Here is a 21,144-nt window from a genome sequence, read left to right as displayed (position 1 = left end):
CAACTTAAACACGGCACACAAGTGGAGTCGAGGCTAAATTAGAAGTTACAAAATTGACTGGTTGAATAGGTTAACGAGTACATAGCGAAATGGCTGACGAAAGCGGTGCAAATACACGGACCAAACAGGGTGGCGCCCCTCCTTGGCAGCCAGGCCAGTCAGGCAACCCTGCAGGAAGGCCCAAAGGCGCCCGATCGAAGCTCGGAGAGGCCTTCCTCGAAGCGATGAACAAGGACTTCGAAAAGCACGGCGCCGCGGTGATTGCGGCGGTGCGCAAGAACAAGCCCGACCAGTACCTGAAGGTCGTCGCGTCGATCCTGCCGAAGGATCTGAACGTCAACATCAACAATCTGGACAATCTGACGGATGAACAGCTTACCGAGCGCATCCGCGAACTCAGCGCCCTCCTTGGACCTTTCCTCGCTCCTGCGGGAGCACGTGGTTCTGATGGAGGAGATGGAGCGGAGACGGCGGACCAATCTGCTGGCGAAGTACCGACCATACAGTAAGCAGCGAGAGTTTCACCGGGCGGGTGCGAAGTACCGCGAACGGCTCTTTATGGCCGGCAACCAGCTCGGCAAGACGCTGGCCGGTGCCGCGGAAGCGGCGATGCATCTCTCGGGCAAGTATCCCGATTGGTGGGAAGGCTTCCGCTTCAAAAAACCGGTCGTGATGATTGCGGGCTCGGAATCGTATGAGCTGACACGCGACGGCGTGCAGCGCCTCATGATCGGCCCGCCAATGAGTGAAGAGGACTGGGGCACTGGGTACATACCGAAGGCCGACATTCTCGACTACACGCGCCGCTCTGGCGTCTCTCAGGCGCTGGATAGCGTCACAGTTCGGCATGCCTCCGGCAAAACGTCCACCTTGCTCTTCAAGGCATACGAGCAGGGCCGCGGCAAATGGCAGGCCAACACGGTTGATTACGTCTGGTTCGACGAAGAGCCGCCCGAGGATGTCTATCTCGAAGGCATCACGCGAACCAATGCCACCAACGGGCTTGTGACGGTCACGTTCACACCCCTGAATGGGATGAGTGCCGTGGTCCAGCGCTATGTTCTGCCTGGCAGTGATGCCGGTGCGGCCACTCGAACTGTCACGACGATGACGATTGAGGATGCCGAGCACTACAGCCCCGAAGAACGGCAGAGGATCATCGATAGCTACCCGGCGCACGAGAAGGAAGCTCGCACGAAGGGCATCCCAACGCTCGGCTCTGGTCGCATCTTCCCGGTCTCAGAGGAGAGCATCACCGTCGCGCCGTTCGAGATCCCGAAACATTGGGTGCAGATCGGTGGCCTCGATTTTGGATGGGATCACCCGTTCGCCGCTGTCGGCTGCGCCTGGGACCGCGACGCCGACGTTTTCTATGTGACGAAGGCCTATCGGGCGAGGGAATCGACGCCGGTTATTCATGCCGCAGCGCTGAAGCCGTGGGGCGCCTGGCTGCCGTGGTCGTGGCCGCACGACGGTTTGCAGCACGACAAGGGAAGCGGCGAACAACTGGCCGTCCAGTACCGGAACCAAGGGCTATCGATGCTGCCGGAGCGTGCCACCTTCGACGATGGCACGAACGGCGTCGAGGCTGGTGTCATGGACATGCTCGACCGGATGATGACCGGTCGTTGGAAAGTGTTTTCGACCTGCCCGGAGTGGTTCGAGGAATTCCTCCTCTACCACCGCAAGGATGGGCAGATCGTCAAGGAAATGGACGACCTGATTTCGGCGTCCCGCTACGCGCTGATGATGAAGCGCTTTGCGAAGGTCAAGCCCGACAACAAGGCCTGGGCCTTCACGGATCGGAAGGTTGTTTGATGCCTGCACTGACGAATGAACAGCTCGCCTCGCAGGTGACGCAGTTGGTCAAGGATTGCGAGAGCTTCCGTGACCAGCTCGCGGGCGACCGCATCAAGGCGATGGAATATTACGACGGCGTCATGAAAGACGTGCCGGCCGACCCGAATCGGTCGAAGGTCGTTTCGCGTGACGTGCGCTCTGCCATCAAGAAGGTGTTGCCGTCGCTCATCCGGACCATTCTCGGCAACGACAAGGTCGTCGAATACGAGCCGGTCAACCAGGGTGACGAGGCCGGTGCCGAACAGGCCACAGACTACATCAACTACATCGTCTTTCCGGAGAGCGACGGTTACGACGCCGTGCAGGACGCCGCGCACGACGCGCTGAAACTGCGCAACGGTGTCATCCGCTGGTGGTACGACAAGAAGCGTGTCGTCGAGGTCTCGCGACACACCGGTCTTGATGAGGCCGCCATGGTGCAGCTCGTCGCCGACGATTCGGTCGAGGTGCTGGAACAGGCGCAATCGGTTGCCACGGTCGAAACCGAGCAGGGCCCGCAACAGATCCCGGTATATGATCTCAAAATCAGGCGGGTAATCGAAAAGGGATGCACCAGGCTCGCGGCGGTACCGCTTGAGGAATTCCTCATCCATCCCGACGCGTTGTCGATCGAGGACAGCCTTTGCACCGGGCTTAGCATGAAGATGCGCCGTTCCGACCTTGTCGCGATGGGCTACGATCGGGCGGTGATCGACGCTCTGCCGGCGACGACCAGGGACAACGAGAAGGAAACCGAGGAGTTCGCACGGCGCCGCGATGTCGTCGATGCTGACGACCAGGCGGATAAGGCCGCTCAGGAGGTCGATTACTACGAACTGTATGTCCGGATCGATGCCGACGACGATGGAATCGCCGAATTGCGCCGCATGGTCTTTGCGGGCGGTACCGCTGAGAAGAACCTCCTCGAAAATGAAGAGTGGGACGAAGCGCCATTTGCCGACTTGATCACGGAACGCCGACCGCACCAGCGGGAAGGCAATTCGATCACCGACGACATGGCAGAGATCCAGCGCATCAAGACGGTTTTGCTGCGCCAGACGCTCGATAACCTCTACTGGCAGAACAATCTTCAGCCGATCGTTCAGGAAGGCACGATCGAGAACCCCGAGGCGGTGCTCAACCCGAAATTCGGCCAGCCGATCCGGGTGAGCCAGAGCGTCAGTGTGAGGGATGCTGTCGGCTACAACCAGGTGCCGCTGGTCGCTGACAAGTCTTTCAACATGCTCGGCTACCTCGATCAGGAGGCGACGGACCGCACCGGCATTTCTGAAGCCTCGAGCGGCCTGGCGCCGGATGCGCTGCAGAACATGACCGCCAAGGCCTCGTCGATGATCGAGGCCGCCGGCATCGGTCAGACCGAGCTGATGGTTCGCACCTTCGCGCAAGGCCTGAAGCGCGTGTTCCAGGGCCTGCTGAAGCTGACCATCAAGCATCAGGACCAGCCGCGCACGGTGCGCCTTCGTGGTCAGTGGGTGACGTTCGATCCTCGCCACTGGAATGCGGCCATGGACGCCACGGTGAACACGGGTCTTGGCGCTGGCACGCGGGAACGCGATATGATGATGGTGCAGATGATCCAGCAATTGCAGGAGAAGCTGCTCGCGTCCCTCGGGCCGGTCAACAACCCGTATGTGTCCCCCGACAACCTCTATAACTCGATCGCGAAAACGGTCGAGGCTGCCGGTCTCAAGTCGCCGGACCTGTATTTCACCAAGCCTGATCAGGAAGAGCTTCAGAAGCGCCTCGCAGCCGACGCAGCCAAGCCGGATCCGGAGCTGCAGAAGGTTCAGGCGCAGGCACAGGCGGACATGGAGAAGGCAAAGCTTCAGGCTGAGACCGATCGACAGAAGCTGGCCGCCCAGACGCAAGTCGATATAGCGAAGATCCAGGCTGAGAGCGAGCTCAAGCGCTACCAGATCGATCAGGAAATCCAACTCAAGCGTGACCAGGCCATGGCACAACCCTTTGTCGGTCAGCGCATCCCGCAAACCCAGATCGGAGGCCAACCGGGATGAAGCAGGACGAGAAGCGGGCCGCTGCTCGCGCGATGCTCGACAACCCACTCTTTCACACCGTCATGGACGATCTGGAAGCAGCGGCCATCAACGGGTGCATCAACGCACCGGTCACCGATGATGAGACCCGCGCCGCCTATGCGGCCGAAGCGCGGGCTATCAGAAAATTCCGTAGCAAGCTCAAGTTCCTCGCCGAGGAACAAGCCAATGCTGACGGGAAGGGCGCCCCGGCATAGGGCCCGGGCCAAACCTTAGAAGGCAGCAAGCAACATGACAGACGCAGCCACCAACTCCCCGTTCGTCGGGGAGAGTGATAGCGGTCGCCCCGCACTCACCATCGACGACGCCGCAACCCTCGACTTTGCCGAGCCCGGAGAGGCCAACGAGCAGGAAGAGGAAGAGGGGCAGTCGACGAATGCGACCGGTGAGGCCACGGATGAGGGCCAAGAGACCGGCGATACCGCAGACAACGCCGAAGGCGACGAGCTGACCGATGCCGAGAACGGCGAGGCAGCCAACGAAGCCGACAGCCAGATCGTTACCTTGAAGGGTGGCGAACAGGTGCCGTTGTCCGAGCTGAAGCTCGGCTACATGCGGGATCGCGATTACCGACACAAGACGCAGGATCTCGGCAACAGGAGCCGAAATCTTGACGCCATGACAACCCGCGTGACCAACACGGTCAAGGGTATCGCTTCCTACCTGGCGGAACGTTTGCCGCCTGAGCCGCCGCGGTCGCTGGCGTATCAGAACCCCGCCGAGTACACCCGCCAGAAGGCGCTGTATGACGACGGCCTGGCAAACATCAACCAGATCATCGAACTGGCGAACGACTCCACGGCAGTAGCCGGCGAGCTCCAATCGTCGGTGACCGAAGAGACGCTTCAGGCCGAGAGCGAAAAGCTGGCTCAGGTGTTCCCGCAGACGACCAAAGATGAAGGCCGCAAGGCTTTCTTCGACCAGGCGTTTTCGGCAGCACGCGAACTCGGCTTCTCCGACGCCGAGCTGAAGGGCGTCAGCGATCACCGGCTTTTCGGCCTGGCATACTATGCCCAGATCGGCATGAAGGCCGAACAGGCCCGCGCCAAGGCGCTTACCAAGGTCACGGCAGCGCCTCCGGCCACGCCGAACCCGCGCCCGAACGGTGCTGCCAACCAGCAGGTTCGCAAGAGCAAGGAAGCGATGCAGCGGTTGTCGAAAAGCGGGTCGATCAAGGACGCAATGGCGATCGACTTCGACTAACCCCTCAATCGAAGGAACACGGAAATGGCCGCATTGGCAAACACGTTCACGACCAACCAGGCCGTGGGCAACCGCGAAGAACTTTCCGACGTGGTGTCGCGCATCACGCCGGAAGATACCCCGATCTACTCCCTGATCGAGAAGGGCACCGCGAAATCGGTGCACCCCGAATGGGAGACCGACGAGCTCGCCGCTCCGGCAGCCAACATCAAGACTGAAGGTGACGAATACACCTTCGGCGCGATCACCCCGCCGGAGCGTCTGGGTAACTACACCCAGATCCTGCGCAAGGACTGGATCATCTCCGCCACCCAGGAAGTCGTTTCCGAGGCCGGCAACGTCCAGAAGCGCAAGTACCAGAAGCTGAAGAAGGGCGTCGAACTCCGCAAGGATACCGAGTTCGCTATCGTTGACACCAACGCATCGGTTGGCGGTGCCACGCGCGAGTTCGGTTCCCTGAACACGTGGATCGAAACGAACGTCTCCCGCGGTGCCGGTGGCGCCAACGGCGGTTTCGATACTCCGACCGGCCTCACGGTCGCGCCGACCAACGGCACGCAGCGTGCGTTCACCAAGGCCATCTTGGACAGCGTCATGCAGCAGGGCTACCAAAGCGGGGCGAACTTCCGTCACGTCTCGGTCTCGCCCTACGTCAAAAGCGTGTTCGTCACTTTCATGTCCGACGCCAACGTCGCACCGTTCCGCTACGCCGTTTCCAAGGGTGGCGAGCGCAACACCATCGTTGCGACCGCCGATTACTACGAAGGTCCGTTCGGGACGGTGATGATCCACCCGAACCGAGTGCAGGCCGGTGCCGCTGCGCAAGCCCGCAATGCCTTCTTCATCGACCCCGACATGTTGTCGTTCCTTTGGCTCCGCAAGATCCAGGAAGACAAGGACGTCGCGAAGACGGGCGACGCTGACAAGGGCGTCCTCATCGGTGAGGGCACCCTCAAGGTCCACAACGAGAAGGGCCTCGGCATCGCTGCCGACCTCTTCGGCCTGACCGCCGCGAGCTAATCGCGTCCGTCACCATCATCGTCATCTGCGAAAGGGCGGGCTTCGGCTCGCCTTTTCGCGTTCCAGGAGAAAGTGGAAATGACCGATCATAACAAGCCGGCGGATGCCGCAAAGGAAAAGAAGCTGGTTCCCGTCAAGCTGTTGCGTGACGTCTGGGACGAGGAAGGCGAGCGCCTCCCGAAGGGCGGCGAGATCGACCTTCCCCTCGATTTCGCGAAGCAACTCATCGAAGAAGGCAAGGCAAAGCGGAACGACCCGCTCCCGGGCGATTCCAAATGATCATTCGTGATGGAGCGTGGACGCTCTACGATCACGATATGATGACGGGCCGCTCGGTCTGGCATCTGTTCGACGGGGAGAAAGACGTGTTCCGCGTCGACTACCCCGTCGACAACCTCATCAGCGAAAATCAGGAAGTCCGCAACACCGCCGAAAAGGCCTGGCGCGGAGACTGGCACCGGGTCGCCTCGATCCCGCTGAACATCGCCCACAACAGCGGCCTCGTGCAGGCCCACAGCGAGGGCGACGACCGCTATGTGAAGCGGTTCCTCAACAGTTCCGACAATCGCGCCTGGCGGACAAAGGACGGCCACCTATGAGCGTCGAATACGACCGCATCCAAGGGCAGGTGAAGGCTATCGAGGCGGGTCGCCCCAGCGTCGAGGAGAATCCCGAGGGCCACCGGGAAGCGAATGAACAGATTTCCCGCCTGATCGATCGGTCTCGCATGTACGCCGCTGCCGAGCGCGCACGGAAGGTTCCCCTATGAGCACCATTGCCGATTACGCCTCGTTGCTCGTCGATGCGGGCGAGTATAGCGGCCGCAATGACGTCGCGCACTTGTTCCCGCGCTTTGTCGGCCTCGCCGAGACCAAGCTCAATCGCTTTCTTCGCGTCGCCGATATGGAGGTTGTGGCTCCTGTCACCATCACGAATGGTGCCGGGACGCTGCCGACCGATTTCGTCGAGGCGCGCGAGGTGCTGAATGTCAACGGCGCGACCATTCGTGCCGTGGCGAAGCAGCAGCTCACCGACAGGTACGGCGGGCGATCGGGCATCCCGACCGGCTATTTCATCGTCGGCAACACGATCAACGTCCGCCCCGTCGGCGACGGCAATCTGACCATCACCTATTACGGCAAGATCCCGTCGCTCACGCCCGCGAATCCGACGAATTGGCTGCTCGAGAAGGCCGCCGACGCGTACCTCTTCGCCCTCGTCGAGGAAATCGCGATCTGGGAACGGGACGTCGATAAGGCGGGAGCAGCCGTGCAGCTGAAGATGCAGGCGCTTTCCGGTCTCAAGATCGGCGATGAGCGCTCGCGCTGGGGCAATGCCCAAGTCGTCGTTGGAGGCCCAACCCCATGACCTTGCTTTCCGCCATCAACGAGGTTTGCGACGTCGTTTCGCTCGACCAATTCGAAAGCGTCTACGGCTCCAACGACCCGAACGCGCAGACGATGGTTGCGCTCGCCCAGGAAGCCGGCGATGAGATTGCACGCCGCGCCGACTGGCAGCGCATGCTGGCCACCCACACCGCAGCCGCATCGCCGGAGAACCTGCCGGACGATTACCAGCGCATGACGCCCGGTGGCGCCGTCCGCACAGCGACAGGCGATTTCTTCCGGCCGATCACCAACAGTTCGCAATGGGCCGTCATCGTCGGCATTCCGTCGGCGCAGCCGTATTTCTTCGTTCGCGGTCAGCAGATCCTGTTTTCGCCGGCCGCATCCGCCGTCGGTGCCGTGATCGAGTATCTGTCGAAATACTGGGTGCTGCATGATCCTGAAGGGCCTCAGGCCACGCTGTCTGCCGACGATGACACGACGCTGTTCCCGGAGCGCTTGCTCGTGAAGGGCATCATCTGGCGCTGGAAGCGGCAGAAGGGCCTGCCGTACGAGGACAACCTCGCCGAGTTCGAGGCAGACCTCTTGCAGGAAATCATCGCCGATCGAGGTGTCGCATGAAGATGGCAGTTCGCCCCGCTCGCATCGGGCAGAGCAATCGCGGCTCTGTGTCGATCGGCAAGCAGCAGATATCGGCGCCGATCACCTATCCAGCGCCGAAGCTGGGACTGGTGACCACTGCCGACGTCGCAAGCCAGCAACCCGGCTCTGCGCTCGTCATGCGCAATTTCCTGCCGACGCTCACCGGCTGCAAAATCCGCGGCGGCTCGGTCAAGAAGGGGCTCGCGGCCGACCTGGGCGATATCAAGAGCGCTTTCAAGTACAAGTACGGCACCACCGAGAAGCTGTTCGTTGCCACGAATAGCGCCATCTACGACATGTCATCGCCGGCAGTGCCACCGGCCACGACGCCGGCCGCCGTGAGCGGCTTCGCGGGCGGTGACTGGTGCACCTTCCAGCACACCAACGCCGGCACGTCGAACCTCGTTTGTTTCAATGGGGTGAACCCGCGTCAGGTCTACAACGGAAGCACCTGGTCGACCTCTCCGGCGATCACGTTCTCAGACGGCACGACGATGTCGCAGCTCAACTATGGCTGGCTCTTCAAGAACCGTCAGTTCTTCCTCAAGAACGCAACGCTCGATGCCTATTACCTGCCAGTCAACGCGACCGGCGGTGCCGCAGTCGTTTTCCCGCTCGGCGGGGTCATGAAAAAGGGCGGCTCCCTGCTGATGGGCTTCTCCTGGTCGCTGGAAAGCGGCGACGGTCTATCGGATATGTGCGCCTTCATCTCGACCGAGGGCGAGGTCGCGGTTTATGCCGGCGACGATCCGTCCAGCGCGTCGACCTTCGGCCTCAGAGGCGTCTACCAGATCGGCAAGCCGCTCGGAAAGAATGCGTGGATCCGCGCAGGCGGCGACGTCCTTGTTGCGACCAGTGACGGCCTCACGCCGATCTCGCAGGTATTCCAGCGCGATCGGCAGGCCCTGAGCCTGGTCTCGGTCTCGCGGCCGATCGAGGACGAATGGAAGAAGGCGGCGAATGCTACGGGCGGCGGCTGGACCCTGACGCAGTGGCCAGAGCAAAACCTCGTCTTCGTCACCTTCCCGGAAAACACCGTCGTCAGTGATACGACCTTCGTTCTCAACGTCCTGACGGGGCGGTGGTCGACCATCAGCAACTGGAAGGCGCTCTGCTATGCCACGCTTCAGGGCGGGCTCTTCTTCGGCGCTCTCGACGGCTATTTCTGGCAAGGCGACATCACCGGGACCGATGACGGGCTCACTTTCAGCGCCACCTATCTTTCGCAGTTCTCGCCGGCCGGTCAGTTCGGGCAGCGTGCGGCGGCCTCGATGGCGCATATGTATTTCCGCGGCAAGTCCAGGCCGAAGGTGAAGCTGTTCGCCCGTGCTGATTTGGACCGCTCCACTCCATCGTTTTCCGACGTCACCGAAGGAAACATCAATTCATCGGAATGGGACGTCGGTCTTTGGGATGTCGCGGTATGGGACGGTGTGTCTGAGCTCATCAGATACGATTCCCGCCAGAACGTCCGCGGCACTGGCGACATGCTCGCCGTCGGCTGTGTCATTACCTCTGGCGGCGCGGTGAAGCTCGACCTCGAAATTGACCTCGCGACACTGCAGGTGGCCGCGGGCGAGGCCAGCGCGTGATGCTGATTTGGGGCGGTGAGAGAGCTCCGGAGATCAACCGCGCTGTCGCATCCTTCGTTGCGAGCCATATTCCTGGCTGCGAACGCGGATGGGAGAATTTCACAACACTCGGGCTCGTAGACAGTGCCGATCGGCTCGTTGCCGGTGTCGTCTTCCACAACTACGCGCCAGAGGCCGGCGTTATCGAGCTGTCGTCAGCATCGACCAGCCGCCGCTGGCTCATGCGTCCGATGCTGAAGGCCATGTTCGGCTATCCGTTCGATCAGATCGGCTGCCAGATGGTCGTTTTGCGCGTCTCTGAGCGCAACGCCGTCATGATCGAAATCGCCGAGCGCTTCGGCTTCGCGGCTCACCGGATTCCCCGGCTGCGTGGCCGGGATGAAGCGGAAATCCTGTTCACTTTAACTGATGACGAATGGCGGGCGCATCCCGTCAATCGGAGGTAAATCATGGGCAAGCCCAAAGCACCGAAGGCACCGGACCCGAAAGAGACCGCGGCCGCACAGACCGGCACCAACATCGGCACGGCAATTGCGAACCAGACGCTCGGCAACGTCAACCAGGTGACGCCCGATGGCTCGCTGACCTATTCGCAGACAGGAACGAAGCAGTGGACCGACCCGACCAATGGCAAGGTCTACGATCTCCCGACCTACACGGCGACGCAAACGCTTTCGGCTGGCCAGCAGGCGATCAAGAACCAGAGCGACAAGGCTGAATTGAACCTTGCGACCCTGGCCGCCGGCCAGTCAGCGAAGCTGAATGATCTCCTCGGGCGCCCCGTGGACACGTCGAAGGCGCCGGCCGCTGGCGACCCCTCAAAAATCGGCCTGCCGCAGTATACCGGCTATGGTGCCGGGCCGTCGCTGCAAACGACCGTGCCGAAGACCGGGAATGTCATGTCCTCGATCGCCAGCGGCGGCACCATCCAGGACAAGCTGGGCAGCACCGGCACGGTACAAACGAGCCTGGCGAATGCCGGAAACATCAAGAACAGCATTGCCAATGCCGGGAACATCCAGACCGGCGTTGCCGACGCCGGCGCCATCAAGACGTCGCTTGGTGATACAGGCAACATCACCAATTCGTACGACTACAGCGCCGACACCTCGCGGTACGAGAACGCGTTGATGGAGCGGATGAACCCGCAACTCGAGCGCAGCCGCGCCGCTCTGGAAACGCAATTGGCGAACCAGGGCCTTCAGCCGGGATCAGAAGCCTATAACCGGGCGATCGACGCAGCGACGCGGCAGGAGAATGATGCTCGCCTCGGCGCGATCCTCAATGCTGGTCAGGAGCAATCGCGCCTCGCCGGTCTCGCTCGCGATCAAGCATCGTTCCAGAATGCGGCGCAACAGCAGAACTTCGATCAGGCGCTCGCTGCGGCCGGTTTCAGCAACCAGGCGCAAGCCCAGCAGTACGGCCAAAACGCCAACAACATGCAGTTGGCGAACGCCGCGCAGGCGCAGCAGTATCAGCAGAATGCGAACGATGCGGCGTTCTCCAATCAGGCGCAGCAGCAGGGTTTCAACCAGAATCTCACCTCCGGCCAGTTCGCGAACGCTGCCCAGGCCCAACAACAGCAGAACGCTCTGCAGGCCGCCCAGCTCGCCAATTCGGCGCAGCAACAGCGTTTCGGGCAGAACGCGGCGCAGTTGGAGGCGAATAACGCCGCTCAGGCTCAGAACTTCCAGCAGGCGCTGGCGGCGGCTGGCTTCGGCAACGACGCTCGTCAGCAGATGTTCCAGAACCAGAACACGACGACCGCAGCAAACAACGCGTTGAGGGATCAGACCTTCAACGCGCAGCAGGCGCAGTTTGCGGCGCAGAACAATGCTCGATCGCAGTACCTGAACGAGCTTTACGCAGCCCGAAATCAGCCGATCAATGAGATTTCGAGCCTGCTCTCTGGCGCCCAGGTCAGCCAGCCGAATTTCGTGCCGACGCAAGGGGTGAGCATTCCGAACGTCGACTATGCCGGCCTGGTGCAGCAGGACTATGCGAACCGTGTCAACGCCTACAACACCAAGCAAGCCGGTATCGGCTCGATCCTCGGCGGAATCGCGGGGCTTGCCTCGCTCTCGGACAAGCGGGCGAAGAAGGACATCAAGCAGGTCGGCGGGCTTTATGAGTACCGCTACAAGGGTGAGGGCAAGGACGCTCCGAAGCGCATCGGTGTTATGGCCCAGGAGGTCGAGAAAGTCCGCCCGGAGGTTGTCATCAGGGGTGACGATGGTCTTCGGCGCGTCGATTACGGCGCTCTTTTTGCCGTAGGAAGGAAGTGAGGAAATGGTCGGATTTCTGTTCGGCGGCAACACCGGCGAGACTGCGCAGTCGCTCGCTCGCAAGCGCGATATCCAGGACGCGATTGCCCGCCAGATCATGGGCTCTCAGCCGAAGACGGCAGCCGAGGGCATCGGCGCGCTCTTGAGCGGCATTGGTGTAGGTATCAGCCGCTACCGCACCGACAAGGCTCAACAGGCGGGCACCGACGCTGCCTCGAAGCTCTACAACTCGATCCTTGGCACGCCTGCGAACTCGACGACCGCATCCGGCGTCAAGCCCGGCGCCATGGGTGGCAACATGCCGAAGGTCGACAGCAAGGGGAACATGCCCGTCGCCACCGTCGGCAACGACGAGATCCGCAACGGCATCATTTCGTCTGCGAACGCGCTTGGCATTGATCCGGTCGACCTGGCCACGGCAATCTCCTACGAGACCGCCGGTACCTTTGACCCGACGAAGAAGGGCCCGACCACGCAGTGGGGACAGCACCAGGGGTTCCTTCAGTTCGGCGAGCCGCAGGCGAAAGAGCACGGCGTCGACTGGAACAACCCCGTCGGGTCGCAGCTCGGCGAGAACGGTGCCGTCGTCAGCTACCTGCGCAAGGCCGGCGTGAAGCCTGGCATGGGCATGATGGACATCTATTCGGCTATTAACGCCGGCGGTGTCGGTCGCTATGGCGCTTCGGACGCCAATAACGGCGGCGCACCCGGTACCGTGGCTGACAAGGTGAATAACCAGATGGCCGGCCACCGCCAGAAGGCGCTGGCGTTGATCGGGCAGGGCGGCGCCACCGTTGGCGAGCCGATGGCCTACTATGACGACAAGGGCATGTCTGTTGAAAGCCGTCCGCCGGTGTTCTCTCCGGACGCTCAGACACGACCGGCGGGCGATGCTCGAGCAACGGTCGACGCCAACGCGCCGCGGAACGCTGCCGAGGCGGTGACCGCGATGGCTGGCGGCAATATGCCGGCAACGAGTCCGTTCGTGTCTCCCTTCGTCGATCCCGGTGCGCAGGCTGGCGCCAAGGCAGGCGGTTCGCTCTCCGATGAGGTGGCCGCGTTCGAGCAGACGCCTGAGTATCAGTCGCGCTTCCCAGGCCGTCAGCTTCGCCCGTTCAAGCCTGGTGAGACACGCCCGAACGCCGACGGCTCCTATTCAACCGAAATCACCACGACCTGGCAGTTGCCATCTGGCGAGTGGGTCAACGTGCCGTCACTGTGGATGGGCCCGAACGGTCCGCAGCAGTTCAGCCCCGACGATGAGCAAGGCATTCTCGGCGCCATGGCCGGTTATGAACGGCAGAACGGCCAGACCTTCCAGCGCTTCGGCTCCGAGGGCGACGCCGTCGCAGCGGCGCAAGAGCGTTCGTCAGCCGGTGGCGCTGGTGCAGGTCCTCAGACCGCAGGCGGGCTGCCTGCCGAGTTTCAGCGCTCGCAGCAACTTGCCAATGCAAGCGGCGGCATCATGAGCGCGCTCAATGGTGGCACCCCTGCCAGTGAGGCCCAGATTGCCCAGGCGCGCGCTGCCGATGCGGTTCCCCAGCCTGAGGCCACCAACAGTCAGGGCGGCGTCGACCCGCGTCTCTACGAGATCCTGTCGAATGACTTCGCCACCCCGGAAATGAAGGCGACCGCCCGAATGATGCTTCAGCAGCAGCTTGGCGATCAGGAAGCGGCTCGAGAAGAGGAGACCTGGCGCCGTCGGCAGGAGTATGAGCGTCAAGCGGCGCAGAATGACCCGCTTTACCGCATCAAGCTTCAGCAGGCCCAGAACGAGCTTGATGGCGGCAAGAAACAGCCGCTGATCAATGCCGGGAACGGAAACGTCTACGATCCGAACACCAAGGAATGGATCACGCCGCCCAGTGCTTCGGGCTCTGGCGGCGCGTTCCGTTTCAGCGGCAATTCGGTCGAGGCGCAGGCCCTTAATGGGTTGATGGACAGCAAGCAGTTGACGCCCGAACAGGCGCAGCAGCTTGGCGCCGGCAAGACGATCACCGGCCCGAACGGTGAACTCATCTTCCTGACGCCACAGGGTGTCTTCGGGACCTCGCCACAAGCAGGCGGTACCATTCAGCCGATCACGCCGAATGGCGGTCAGACCGCGCCGCAGGAAGGTAATCCAGCCACTCCCCAGGCGGTGCCGCAGGCCGTACCTCAGGCCCAACCTGATCAGCGTTCGCAGAATGACCCGGCCGCTCTGCCGCCGGGGCAGGCCGTCCGCAATGGAAATATCCAGCTCACCGAGCCGAAGGTACCGGAGGCTCAAAAGAACCGTGCCGCCGCCGTGGACCAGGCTTACAAGGCGCTGAATACCGAACTGGACCGATATTCCGATCTGGTCGAGAAAACCGGTATCGAAGCCATGCCCGGGAAGAGCAAGGATCAGCTCAACTCGGTCCGCCAGGGCGTGATGCTCCAACTGAAAGAACTGTTCAATCTGGGCGTTCTCAATGGTCCCGACCTGAGCCTGATGGAGCGGATGATCTACGACCCAGTTATCGACCCGTTCAAGGAAGGCGGGATCATGAACCTTCCGGATCAGCTTTTCACGTCGATCGCGGGCAACCCTGGCGCTCGCGCGAAAAGCTCGGTCGACGAGTTGAAGCGCATGATCGGGAACATCCGGAACTCAGTATCGGGTCCGAAGAGCAATCAGGGTGACGATCCGAGCATCGACGACCTCGTCAAGAAGTATGGGGGCTGAAACGTGGCCACACTCGAACAACTCGGTATCGCGCTACGCAACGCCGACCATGCCGGCGACGTGCAGGCAGCGAAGCGCCTTGCTGCCGAAATCAAGCGTTTGCAAGCGGCTGCGCCCACGACCGACGCCGCTGCGCCGTCCGGTCGTCATCTGTCTTTTGAGGAAGGCGCCGCTCTCCTCGATCGAGAGGAACGCGCGGCTGGCGGTAGTGGTGCCTTCGGAGCCGCCACGACGAGCTACATCGACGGCATGCCGATCGCCGGTCCGGTTCTGCTTGGCGCCACCCAGCGCGGCGCCGCGGCTCTCTCCTCGGCGATCAACGGCAAAAGTTACGACGAGAACCTGAAGGAAGCCCAAGCGCTCACTGAGGCCGCCCGGGAGGCGCACCCTAGGGTTTCGACCGCTGCCGGCATCACTGGCGCCGTAGCGGGTACCCTGCCGATGGTGGCGGCTGCGCCGGCGGCGTTCGGTGGGGGCAGTGCGGGGCTGCTCGCCCGCTCCGGTATGTCGATGCTGAGTGGCGGTGTCGTTGGCGGGACCGATGCGGCGGTGCGTTCGGGCGGTGACCTCGAAGAGGCCGGATGGGGCACAGCAGCCGGCGCTGGTTTGGGCCTCCTCGGTCCAGTTGTTGGCAAAGCTGTAGGTGCCGGCGCCCGCAAGGTCATGGACCTCTATCGGACCGCTCAGGCAGCGAAGGCGGCGGGAACCAAGCTCGGTACCGTCAACCAACTCGCGAAGGCGATTGCAGGCGACGGTCTCGACGAGGCCGGTCTTCGCTTGCGTCTCGACCAGCTCGGGCCGGAAGGCATGATCGCCGATCTTGGTGCGAATACGCAGGGGAAGGCGGCTGCGCTGGCAGCGATGCCTGGTCGGGGGCAGGACGTCATGCGTTCTGCGCTCGAAGCTCGCCAGGCCGGCGCGAATGCGCGCATCGCCAACGTCGTCAACGAGACGATGGGGCGCAATGTCATTCCGTCGTTCGTTGACGAAGGAATTCAGGCGAACCAGCGTGTCTTGGGGCCGGAGTATCAGCGGCTCTTCCAGAACGTTCGGCCGCATGACTTCCTGCCAATTGCCGACGACCTCGATCGACAGATCCACACTCTACGCGGCGACGCGCAGCGCGCTCTGCGGCAGGTTCGAGGCATGCTCAACACCACTGGCACAGACAGGGTCTCGAATGATCCTCGCGTGGCTTTCCAGACGCGCCAAGCCATTGACGGCATGCTCGGTACCGAGACCGACACGAAGGTGATCGCGGCGCTGACGGAAGCTCGTCAGATGATCGACGATTCCCTGACGCGGGCGGTGCCGCGGTTGAAGGAAGTCGACGCGGCCTTTGCCGAGCTTGCCCGCCAGCGAGAAGCGCTGACGCGCGGTCAGTCCGTGCTTGATCATGGCAGGACCGCGCCACGGCCGGCAGAGCTCGAGCGCGAAATCGCCGAGGGTGCGCTTCCTCAGGGTGAGCAGATCGGGCCGTCGGCGGTCCCGTTCCGGCTTTCCCAAGGCGCCCGCGCCGAGGTCGACCGGATCCTCGGCAGCAACGCCAACGATATCGCCCGCCTTAATAAGCTGGTGAAGTCTGAGGGGGACTGGAACCGTGCGCGTCTCGCTCAACTGTTCGGCCAGGAAAAGGCGGACAAGCTATTCAGCGTACTCGACAACGAACTAACCTTTGCCCGCACCCGCCAGGCGGTCACGAGCAATTCGGAAACGGCACGGCGCCTGCAGCACATCGCCGATCTTGGCGGAACGGGAGATCCGAACCTTGCCCGGAATGCCTACGCAGCTGGTGGTGCAGCTGGTGCCGTGCGCGCTGCCGGAATCCGCACCGCTGACAAGATTGCCAACGCGATCATGGGCGGCCGGCGCGAGGCGGCGAACGCTTCTTTGGCAGAGGCGATGGTCAGCAATCGGGATGCATTGGTAGATGCCCTGGCGCAGGCGCAGCGTCGCGGACAGAACCCGAAGTTGGTTGAGGATCTGGCGAAGTCAATCCTGCTTGGAAGCGGAACCTCTGGGGCGCGATGACGGGTCGACCCAGATAATCAGGAGATAGACAGCAACCGCAAATGCCATCCCTGCGATAAATCCGATCGGGAAATCCGGACCGAACCAAGCTTTCAGCGAGAGGAAACTCTCGCGGAAGGCGAAGAGCACCAACGCGGTCACTGCGATGCAGGCTATCTGAACGATCCGGATCATGGCTACAACATACACGGGAAGGCAGGACAATACAGCCTAGAAAGAGCAATCCTGGGCTTCTTCGAGCGTGGTTGCGTTGTTCACGCAAGATTGGGCGTCCCGTAGCGCCTGAAACAGTTTCCCGTTTCTTGTCACATTCTCTTCGTTCTCGGCAGACTTTGCGCTTAATTCTTGAGATAGGGCCTTATGCTCGGTCACAAGAGTATTATATTTTCGTACGACGTTGTCATGCTGCTCGACCACTTCTTCTAAAGACGACTTGCACACGAAGCCTTTGAAATCGCAGGTGTAATTATTGAAACACACTGCGTTGCCGTCCACGCATTTACCGAATGTACTGCAGACCTTGTCGCCATAGTCGAGGCATGCCGCATTCTTGCCTATCGGGCAGGAAAATGACTGCGCCGAGACAATAGACGAGCAGATCGCAACGGCGAGGAGCGCACCCACAAGCCGATAAATTGTACCGAAGATTGTCATGCGTCCCCCAATGCAGGGCCTAGTCGCGAAGGCCAATAATCTCCCCGAGGGGAATGAAACCGAAATCGCGCACAACTTGCAAGGCTCCCACCCGGGGGCCTTTTTCTATGGAGAATGCCAATGCCCAGAACAGGTGGCGTCTACAGCCCTCCGGCAGGTACCAAAGGCACGCCGAACACGACCATTCAGAGCGTTCCCTACAATACGTGGGTTGACGATCTGACCGCGGATGCGAACGCCGCTCGACCGATCACGGCCGGCGGTACCGGTGCGACGTCGGCGAGTGCTGCGCGCACCGCTCTCGGTGTCGCGATCGGATCGGACGTGCAGGCGTACGATGCTGGCCTGCAGTCGATTGCTGGTCTGACGACGGCTGCCGATCGGATGATCTACACGACGGCTTCCGACGTCTATGCGACGACGGCTCTCACGCCGTTCGCTCGCACGCTTTTGGATGACGCCGACGCCTCTACGGTCCTGAGCACTCTCGGCGTCTCTACGTTCATGAAAACCGTCATCGACGATGCGGATGCGGCAACGGCGCGCGCCACGCTGGGGCTCACGATCGGGACCAATGTGCAGGCCTATGATGCAGGTTTGCAGTCGATTGCCGGTTTGACCACTGCCGCTAACCAGATGATCTACACCACTGCGTTGGACGCCTATGCGACAACCGCATTGACGGCCTTTGCGCGGACCATTCTGGACGATGCGGACGCGGCCACCGTCCGGGCAACGATCGGTGCGAACGATGCCAGCAACCTGACGGCAGGCACAGTTGCCGATGCGCGCCTGCCGACGTCGATGGCCGGCAAGACCTTCACCACCGCCGTCACGATGGGCGACGGTGACCTCGGCGACGGCGAGACGATCCTGACGCTCGCCAGCGATCGGCCATGGACTATCCGTCAGCGCGGCGAAACAGCGACAGCCAACCTCTCGTTCGAGAACATCACCAGTAAGCAGATCGGCTTCTCGTCGGACCCGACCTATGCTGGGCCCGTCATCTTGATGAACCCGGTGACGACAGACCCGTTCATTTCAATTGGCGGCGACCGGGTGGTCACGGTTGCCGGCGCCTCGTTCACTGGCGCCATCAACAACACCGGCATGTATACCTACAACGGCAACGGTGAAGCGTTCCGCATAGCCGCGACTAACACCACCTCCGATCCATTCTTCACCTTCTACAAGCTGGCGGTTCGGCAGGGCTACATCCAGCATACCGACGGGGCAGGGACCGGTGTAGGCTTTAAGCTGGTCAATGAGGCTGGCGGTACGACAAACCAGCTCATCCTGACAAACGACGCCGGCACTGACGGCCTGCGCTACACCATCGGCGCCTCGAACTACGAGGTATGGCATTCCGGCAACGACGGCTCCGGCTCCGGCCTCGATGCCGACTTGCTCGACGGCCTGAATGCCGCAACAGCCAACACTGTCAGCACGATCGTCGCTCGCGACGGCTCCGGCGACATCCAGGCGCGCCTTCTCCGGAGCGAGTACACATCGACTTCTTCCACCTGCGTCGCCTTTATGGGTCAGGAAGTGATCGGCGGCGTTGGCACCAACAACTACGTCAGGCCGATGACGATCGCCCAGGCAGCGGCCCTCCTCGATAGCTCCCTGGTCCCGGTCGGCCGCACCGTCATCGCTGGCAACGGCATGACCGGCGGCGGCGCACTGTCGGCCAACATCACGCTGACGATGGGAACGCCATCGAACATCACCAACTCGACCACTAACAGCGTAACGTCGACGAGCCACACCCACGCGCTCGGCTTCGTCGCGGCAGAGGTTTATCAGGGCACTGGCGCGAACGATACAAGCTTCCCATTGGGGCACATCGTTCTTGCCCAACGAGACGCGATAGCGGCTCCCGATAGGAACTCTGCCCCCGGCGTGTATCTAAACGGCGGGGTATCCACTCGTTATTCTTTGGCGACGGGCGGAACAGCACTGAGTGGAACTTGGCGGTCCAGAGGAAGCGCTGAGGGCTCCGCACCTTTCACTATCTTGCAGAGGACAGCGTAATGGACCGTATTTCGTTAAATTCCGTGGCAAGCGTGAAGGCAACGCAGGAAAGTGGCGTCTTCGTCCTCGAATGCAACATCACCGACATCAACGGCGAGACCTATGACTGCGAATACGTGTCCCGGGAAAGCGATACGTTCGGCCTTGCGCCGACCGTTCGCCAGTGGCTTTCCGACAACCCGTCATTCCCCGTCACTCCCTACGTGCCGCCGACGACCGAGGAAATCCGCGCCGCGATGCCGTCACTGACGGCGCGACAACTTCGCCTTGGCCTGCTCAACGCCGGCATCTCGCCTTCCATCGTCACGGCCACAATCGGCACGATGCCGGCCGGACCCGACAAGGACAAGGCCCAGATCGAATGGGAATACGCGACCACCTTCAACCGAACACACCCGCTGATCGCAACCGTGGGCGCTGCTCTCGGGCTCACCGATCAGCAGATTGATGGCATGTGGCTCGCAGCGGCCAATCTCTGACGCTGGCAGGCTTGAAACCGCTGGCAATACAGCCATAGATGGCGCGTCTGTGAAGTCGAACGCTCAGACGGAAGGCCCTGGATTCTTACGAGGAGAGTCCGGGGCCTTTTTCTTTCTAGCCAAGCAAAGGCGCAACAGGAACACGACCCTGCAGGCTCTGCAACCAGATAAGCGTCACATGACGTGGACGGCATCAAGCGAAAGGGTCAGTGTTTGTCCCTCTACATCGACGTTGAATGTGGCGGTTAGATCACTCCAATATCCGTCGAGCGGTAAGTCGAACCACACTGAGATGAACTGACCGACACGATCGACTTCATGCCTTGGCCATGGGTTATTAACGGGCTCGTCACCTGGATGGTATCTTGCGGTATCCAGGGGCGTCAGCCTGTGACCTTCCTCATAGTTTTCCGGCAGTCCGTAGCCGGCGATGGTGCGTCTTAACTCATCGGCGTCCATGTTCGGAGATCGGACAAGTTTCACCGCCGCGTCAAAGTTGCCGGCAGTAATCAGAGCGCACCACCGCCGTACAACGTCGAGAATGGCCTCATCAGTAGAGGTCAGCGGTAATCTTTCTACGGTCATGGCGGTTGTCTCCCTACCCGAGACTTCTGCCCGAACGGGAACCGCCAATGCAATGAAAATGCAAGCGGGAACCGCCTCTTTCATTCCACCAACCAAGGACATCGCTATGAAATACCGTCTACCGCTGGAATGGCTCCAGCCGGTGAAGATGTCGCGTATCATCGCGCATTGGAGTGCCGGCGCCTATCAAGCCTCAGAACTCGACAAGGAGCATTATCACCTCATCGTCGAGGGCTCTGGCAATGTGGTCCGCGGCGACCATGAAATCGCCGACAACGTCAACACCGCCGACGATGACTATGCGGCCCACACTCGCGGTTGCAATGCCGGCTCGATCGGCGTCTCGCTCGCCTGCATGGCCGGAGCAATCGAGAGTCCGTTCCATGCCGGCAAGTTCCCGATGACGGAAACGCAGTGGCATCGTGCCATGGACGTCATCGCCGACCTAGCCGAGTTCTACAAAATCCCCGTCACCCCGAAGACGATTCTTTCCCATGCTGAGGTTCAGGCGAACCTGGGCATCAAACAGGCCGGCAAGTGGGATTTCACCCGGCTTCCGTTCGCGCCGGATGTGATCGGCGCCAAAGCATGCGGCGACAAGATGCGCGCCGAAGTCAAAGCACGCCTCTAACCAAACCTCCCAACATCGAAG

Annotated in this window: 21 protein-coding genes; 19 read left to right on the top strand and 2 right to left on the bottom strand. The window is 61.6% G+C overall.

Going from position 1 to position 21,144, the window contains the following annotated elements; translation table 11 throughout:
* Positions 1-89 precede the first annotated feature (89 nt).
* The 16 genes from QM996_RS13925 to QM996_RS13850 all read left to right on the top strand — a co-directional run bounded on the left by QM996_RS13925 (position 90) and on the right by QM996_RS13850 (position 16,740).
* A complete protein-coding gene (locus QM996_RS13925; RefSeq protein ID WP_500267988.1) occupies positions 90-509 on the top strand; it encodes a DUF5681 domain-containing protein in 420 nt (139 codons plus the stop codon).
* A complete protein-coding gene (locus tag QM996_RS13920) occupies positions 448-1,818 on the top strand; it encodes a terminase large subunit domain-containing protein (RefSeq protein ID WP_500267987.1) in 1,371 nt (456 codons plus the stop codon). Before QM996_RS13925 ends, QM996_RS13920 begins: the two co-directional genes overlap by 62 nt.
* Positions 1,818-3,875, top strand: a complete 2,058-nt coding sequence (locus QM996_RS13915; RefSeq protein WP_500267986.1) for a portal protein — start codon at positions 1,818-1,820, stop codon at positions 3,873-3,875. Before QM996_RS13920 ends, QM996_RS13915 begins: the two co-directional genes overlap by 1 nt.
* On the top strand, positions 3,872-4,111 hold the full coding sequence (locus QM996_RS13910) for a hypothetical protein (protein ID WP_500267985.1): 240 nt from the start codon (positions 3,872-3,874) through the stop codon (positions 4,109-4,111). Before QM996_RS13915 ends, QM996_RS13910 begins: the two co-directional genes overlap by 4 nt.
* A gap of 34 nt (positions 4,112-4,145) precedes the next feature.
* Positions 4,146-5,117: a hypothetical protein gene (locus QM996_RS13905; protein WP_500267984.1), complete on the top strand. Its 972-nt coding sequence runs from the start codon at positions 4,146-4,148 to the stop codon at positions 5,115-5,117.
* A gap of 24 nt (positions 5,118-5,141) precedes the next feature.
* A complete protein-coding gene (locus QM996_RS13900; RefSeq protein ID WP_500267983.1) occupies positions 5,142-6,137 on the top strand; it encodes a DUF5309 domain-containing protein in 996 nt (331 codons plus the stop codon).
* A gap of 78 nt (positions 6,138-6,215) precedes the next feature.
* Positions 6,216-6,416: a hypothetical protein gene (locus QM996_RS13895; RefSeq protein WP_500267982.1), complete on the top strand. Its 201-nt coding sequence runs from the start codon at positions 6,216-6,218 to the stop codon at positions 6,414-6,416.
* Positions 6,413-6,736, top strand: a complete 324-nt coding sequence (locus QM996_RS13890) for a hypothetical protein (RefSeq protein WP_500267981.1) — start codon at positions 6,413-6,415, stop codon at positions 6,734-6,736. The genes QM996_RS13895 and QM996_RS13890 overlap by 4 nt, the downstream gene beginning before the upstream one ends.
* Positions 6,733-6,906 carry a hypothetical protein gene (locus tag QM996_RS13885; RefSeq protein ID WP_500267980.1) on the top strand — a complete coding sequence of 58 codons (174 nt, stop codon included), beginning with the start codon at positions 6,733-6,735 and terminating at the stop codon, positions 6,904-6,906. Before QM996_RS13890 ends, QM996_RS13885 begins: the two co-directional genes overlap by 4 nt.
* Entirely contained in the window at positions 6,903-7,505 is a 603-nt protein-coding gene (locus QM996_RS13880; RefSeq protein ID WP_500267979.1) for a phage adaptor protein, read from the top strand. Before QM996_RS13885 ends, QM996_RS13880 begins: the two co-directional genes overlap by 4 nt.
* Entirely contained in the window at positions 7,502-8,104 is a 603-nt protein-coding gene (locus tag QM996_RS13875; RefSeq protein ID WP_500267978.1) for a phage adaptor protein, read from the top strand. Before QM996_RS13880 ends, QM996_RS13875 begins: the two co-directional genes overlap by 4 nt.
* Positions 8,105-8,106: 2 nt before the next feature.
* Positions 8,107-9,717 carry a hypothetical protein gene (locus tag QM996_RS13870; protein WP_500270314.1) on the top strand — a complete coding sequence of 537 codons (1,611 nt, stop codon included), beginning with the start codon at positions 8,107-8,109 and terminating at the stop codon, positions 9,715-9,717.
* Complete coding sequence (locus QM996_RS13865) at positions 9,714-10,163, top strand: GNAT family N-acetyltransferase (RefSeq protein ID WP_500267977.1); 450 nt, start codon at positions 9,714-9,716, stop codon at positions 10,161-10,163. Before QM996_RS13870 ends, QM996_RS13865 begins: the two co-directional genes overlap by 4 nt.
* 3 nt (positions 10,164-10,166) lie before the next feature.
* On the top strand, positions 10,167-12,002 hold the full coding sequence (locus tag QM996_RS13860) for a tail fiber domain-containing protein (protein ID WP_500267976.1): 1,836 nt from the start codon (positions 10,167-10,169) through the stop codon (positions 12,000-12,002).
* Positions 12,003-12,006: 4 nt separating this feature from the next.
* Positions 12,007-14,709, top strand: a complete 2,703-nt coding sequence (locus QM996_RS13855; protein WP_500267975.1) for a hypothetical protein — start codon at positions 12,007-12,009, stop codon at positions 14,707-14,709.
* A 3-nt stretch (positions 14,710-14,712) separates the two neighbouring features.
* Positions 14,713-16,740: a hypothetical protein gene (locus tag QM996_RS13850; RefSeq protein WP_500267974.1), complete on the top strand. Its 2,028-nt coding sequence runs from the start codon at positions 14,713-14,715 to the stop codon at positions 16,738-16,740.
* Positions 16,741-16,950: 210 nt separating this feature from the next.
* Here the strand turns inward: QM996_RS13850 and QM996_RS13845 are convergent, their stop codons facing one another.
* Positions 16,951-17,394 (bottom strand): hypothetical protein, encoded by a 444-nt coding sequence (locus tag QM996_RS13845; protein ID WP_500267973.1) that lies wholly within the window; start codon positions 17,392-17,394, stop codon positions 16,951-16,953.
* Positions 17,395-17,514: 120 nt separating this feature from the next.
* Here QM996_RS13845 and QM996_RS13840 point away from each other — a divergent pair, with 120 nt between their 5' ends.
* Positions 17,515-19,428 (top strand): hypothetical protein, encoded by a 1,914-nt coding sequence (locus QM996_RS13840; protein ID WP_500267972.1) that lies wholly within the window; start codon positions 17,515-17,517, stop codon positions 19,426-19,428.
* Positions 19,428-19,907, top strand: coding sequence for a hypothetical protein (locus QM996_RS13835; protein WP_500267971.1), 480 nt, complete (start codon positions 19,428-19,430; stop codon positions 19,905-19,907). The genes QM996_RS13840 and QM996_RS13835 overlap by 1 nt, the downstream gene beginning before the upstream one ends.
* Positions 19,908-20,081: 174 nt before the next feature.
* Here the strand turns inward: QM996_RS13835 and QM996_RS13830 are convergent, their stop codons facing one another.
* Positions 20,082-20,492, bottom strand: a complete 411-nt coding sequence (locus QM996_RS13830; RefSeq protein ID WP_500267970.1) for a DUF7668 domain-containing protein — start codon at positions 20,490-20,492, stop codon at positions 20,082-20,084.
* Between QM996_RS13830 and QM996_RS13825 the strand changes: the two genes are divergently transcribed.
* A complete protein-coding gene (locus tag QM996_RS13825; protein WP_500267969.1) occupies positions 20,491-21,123 on the top strand; it encodes a peptidoglycan recognition protein family protein in 633 nt (210 codons plus the stop codon). The genes QM996_RS13830 and QM996_RS13825 overlap by 2 nt on opposite strands.
* The last annotated feature ends 21 nt before the right edge of the window (positions 21,124-21,144 follow it).

The sequence above is a fragment of the Sinorhizobium chiapasense genome (assembly GCF_045277575.1).
GTDB classification, from domain to species: domain Bacteria; phylum Pseudomonadota; class Alphaproteobacteria; order Rhizobiales; family Rhizobiaceae; genus Ensifer; species Ensifer chiapasense_A.
The sequence above is the reverse complement of the archived record's forward strand: the minus strand, read 5'-3'. Positions and strand labels throughout refer to the sequence as shown.

Coding starts and splice junctions, on each gene's coding strand:
- QM996_RS13855 (WP_500267975.1), top strand. CDS start 12,007: ATGGTCGGATTTCTGTTCGGCGGCAACACCGGCGAGACTGCGCAGTCG.
- QM996_RS13885 (WP_500267980.1), top strand. CDS start 6,733: ATGAGCGTCGAATACGACCGCATCCAAGGGCAGGTGAAGGCTATCGAG.
- QM996_RS13835 (WP_500267971.1), top strand. CDS start 19,428: ATGGACCGTATTTCGTTAAATTCCGTGGCAAGCGTGAAGGCAACGCAG.
- QM996_RS13890 (WP_500267981.1), top strand. CDS start 6,413: ATGATCATTCGTGATGGAGCGTGGACGCTCTACGATCACGATATGATG.
- QM996_RS13830 (WP_500267970.1), bottom strand. CDS start 20,492: ATGACCGTAGAAAGATTACCGCTGACCTCTACTGATGAGGCCATTCTC.
- QM996_RS13840 (WP_500267972.1), top strand. CDS start 17,515: ATGCCCAGAACAGGTGGCGTCTACAGCCCTCCGGCAGGTACCAAAGGC.
- QM996_RS13875 (WP_500267978.1), top strand. CDS start 7,502: ATGACCTTGCTTTCCGCCATCAACGAGGTTTGCGACGTCGTTTCGCTC.
- QM996_RS13905 (WP_500267984.1), top strand. CDS start 4,146: ATGACAGACGCAGCCACCAACTCCCCGTTCGTCGGGGAGAGTGATAGC.
- QM996_RS13845 (WP_500267973.1), bottom strand. CDS start 17,394: ATGACAATCTTCGGTACAATTTATCGGCTTGTGGGTGCGCTCCTCGCC.
- QM996_RS13860 (WP_500267976.1), top strand. CDS start 10,167: ATGGGCAAGCCCAAAGCACCGAAGGCACCGGACCCGAAAGAGACCGCG.
- QM996_RS13920 (WP_500267987.1), top strand. CDS start 448: ATGGAGGAGATGGAGCGGAGACGGCGGACCAATCTGCTGGCGAAGTAC.
- QM996_RS13870 (WP_500270314.1), top strand. CDS start 8,107: ATGGCAGTTCGCCCCGCTCGCATCGGGCAGAGCAATCGCGGCTCTGTG.
- QM996_RS13925 (WP_500267988.1), top strand. CDS start 90: ATGGCTGACGAAAGCGGTGCAAATACACGGACCAAACAGGGTGGCGCC.
- QM996_RS13895 (WP_500267982.1), top strand. CDS start 6,216: ATGACCGATCATAACAAGCCGGCGGATGCCGCAAAGGAAAAGAAGCTG.
- QM996_RS13915 (WP_500267986.1), top strand. CDS start 1,818: ATGCCTGCACTGACGAATGAACAGCTCGCCTCGCAGGTGACGCAGTTG.
- QM996_RS13825 (WP_500267969.1), top strand. CDS start 20,491: ATGGCGGTTGTCTCCCTACCCGAGACTTCTGCCCGAACGGGAACCGCC.
- QM996_RS13880 (WP_500267979.1), top strand. CDS start 6,903: ATGAGCACCATTGCCGATTACGCCTCGTTGCTCGTCGATGCGGGCGAG.
- QM996_RS13900 (WP_500267983.1), top strand. CDS start 5,142: ATGGCCGCATTGGCAAACACGTTCACGACCAACCAGGCCGTGGGCAAC.
- QM996_RS13910 (WP_500267985.1), top strand. CDS start 3,872: ATGAAGCAGGACGAGAAGCGGGCCGCTGCTCGCGCGATGCTCGACAAC.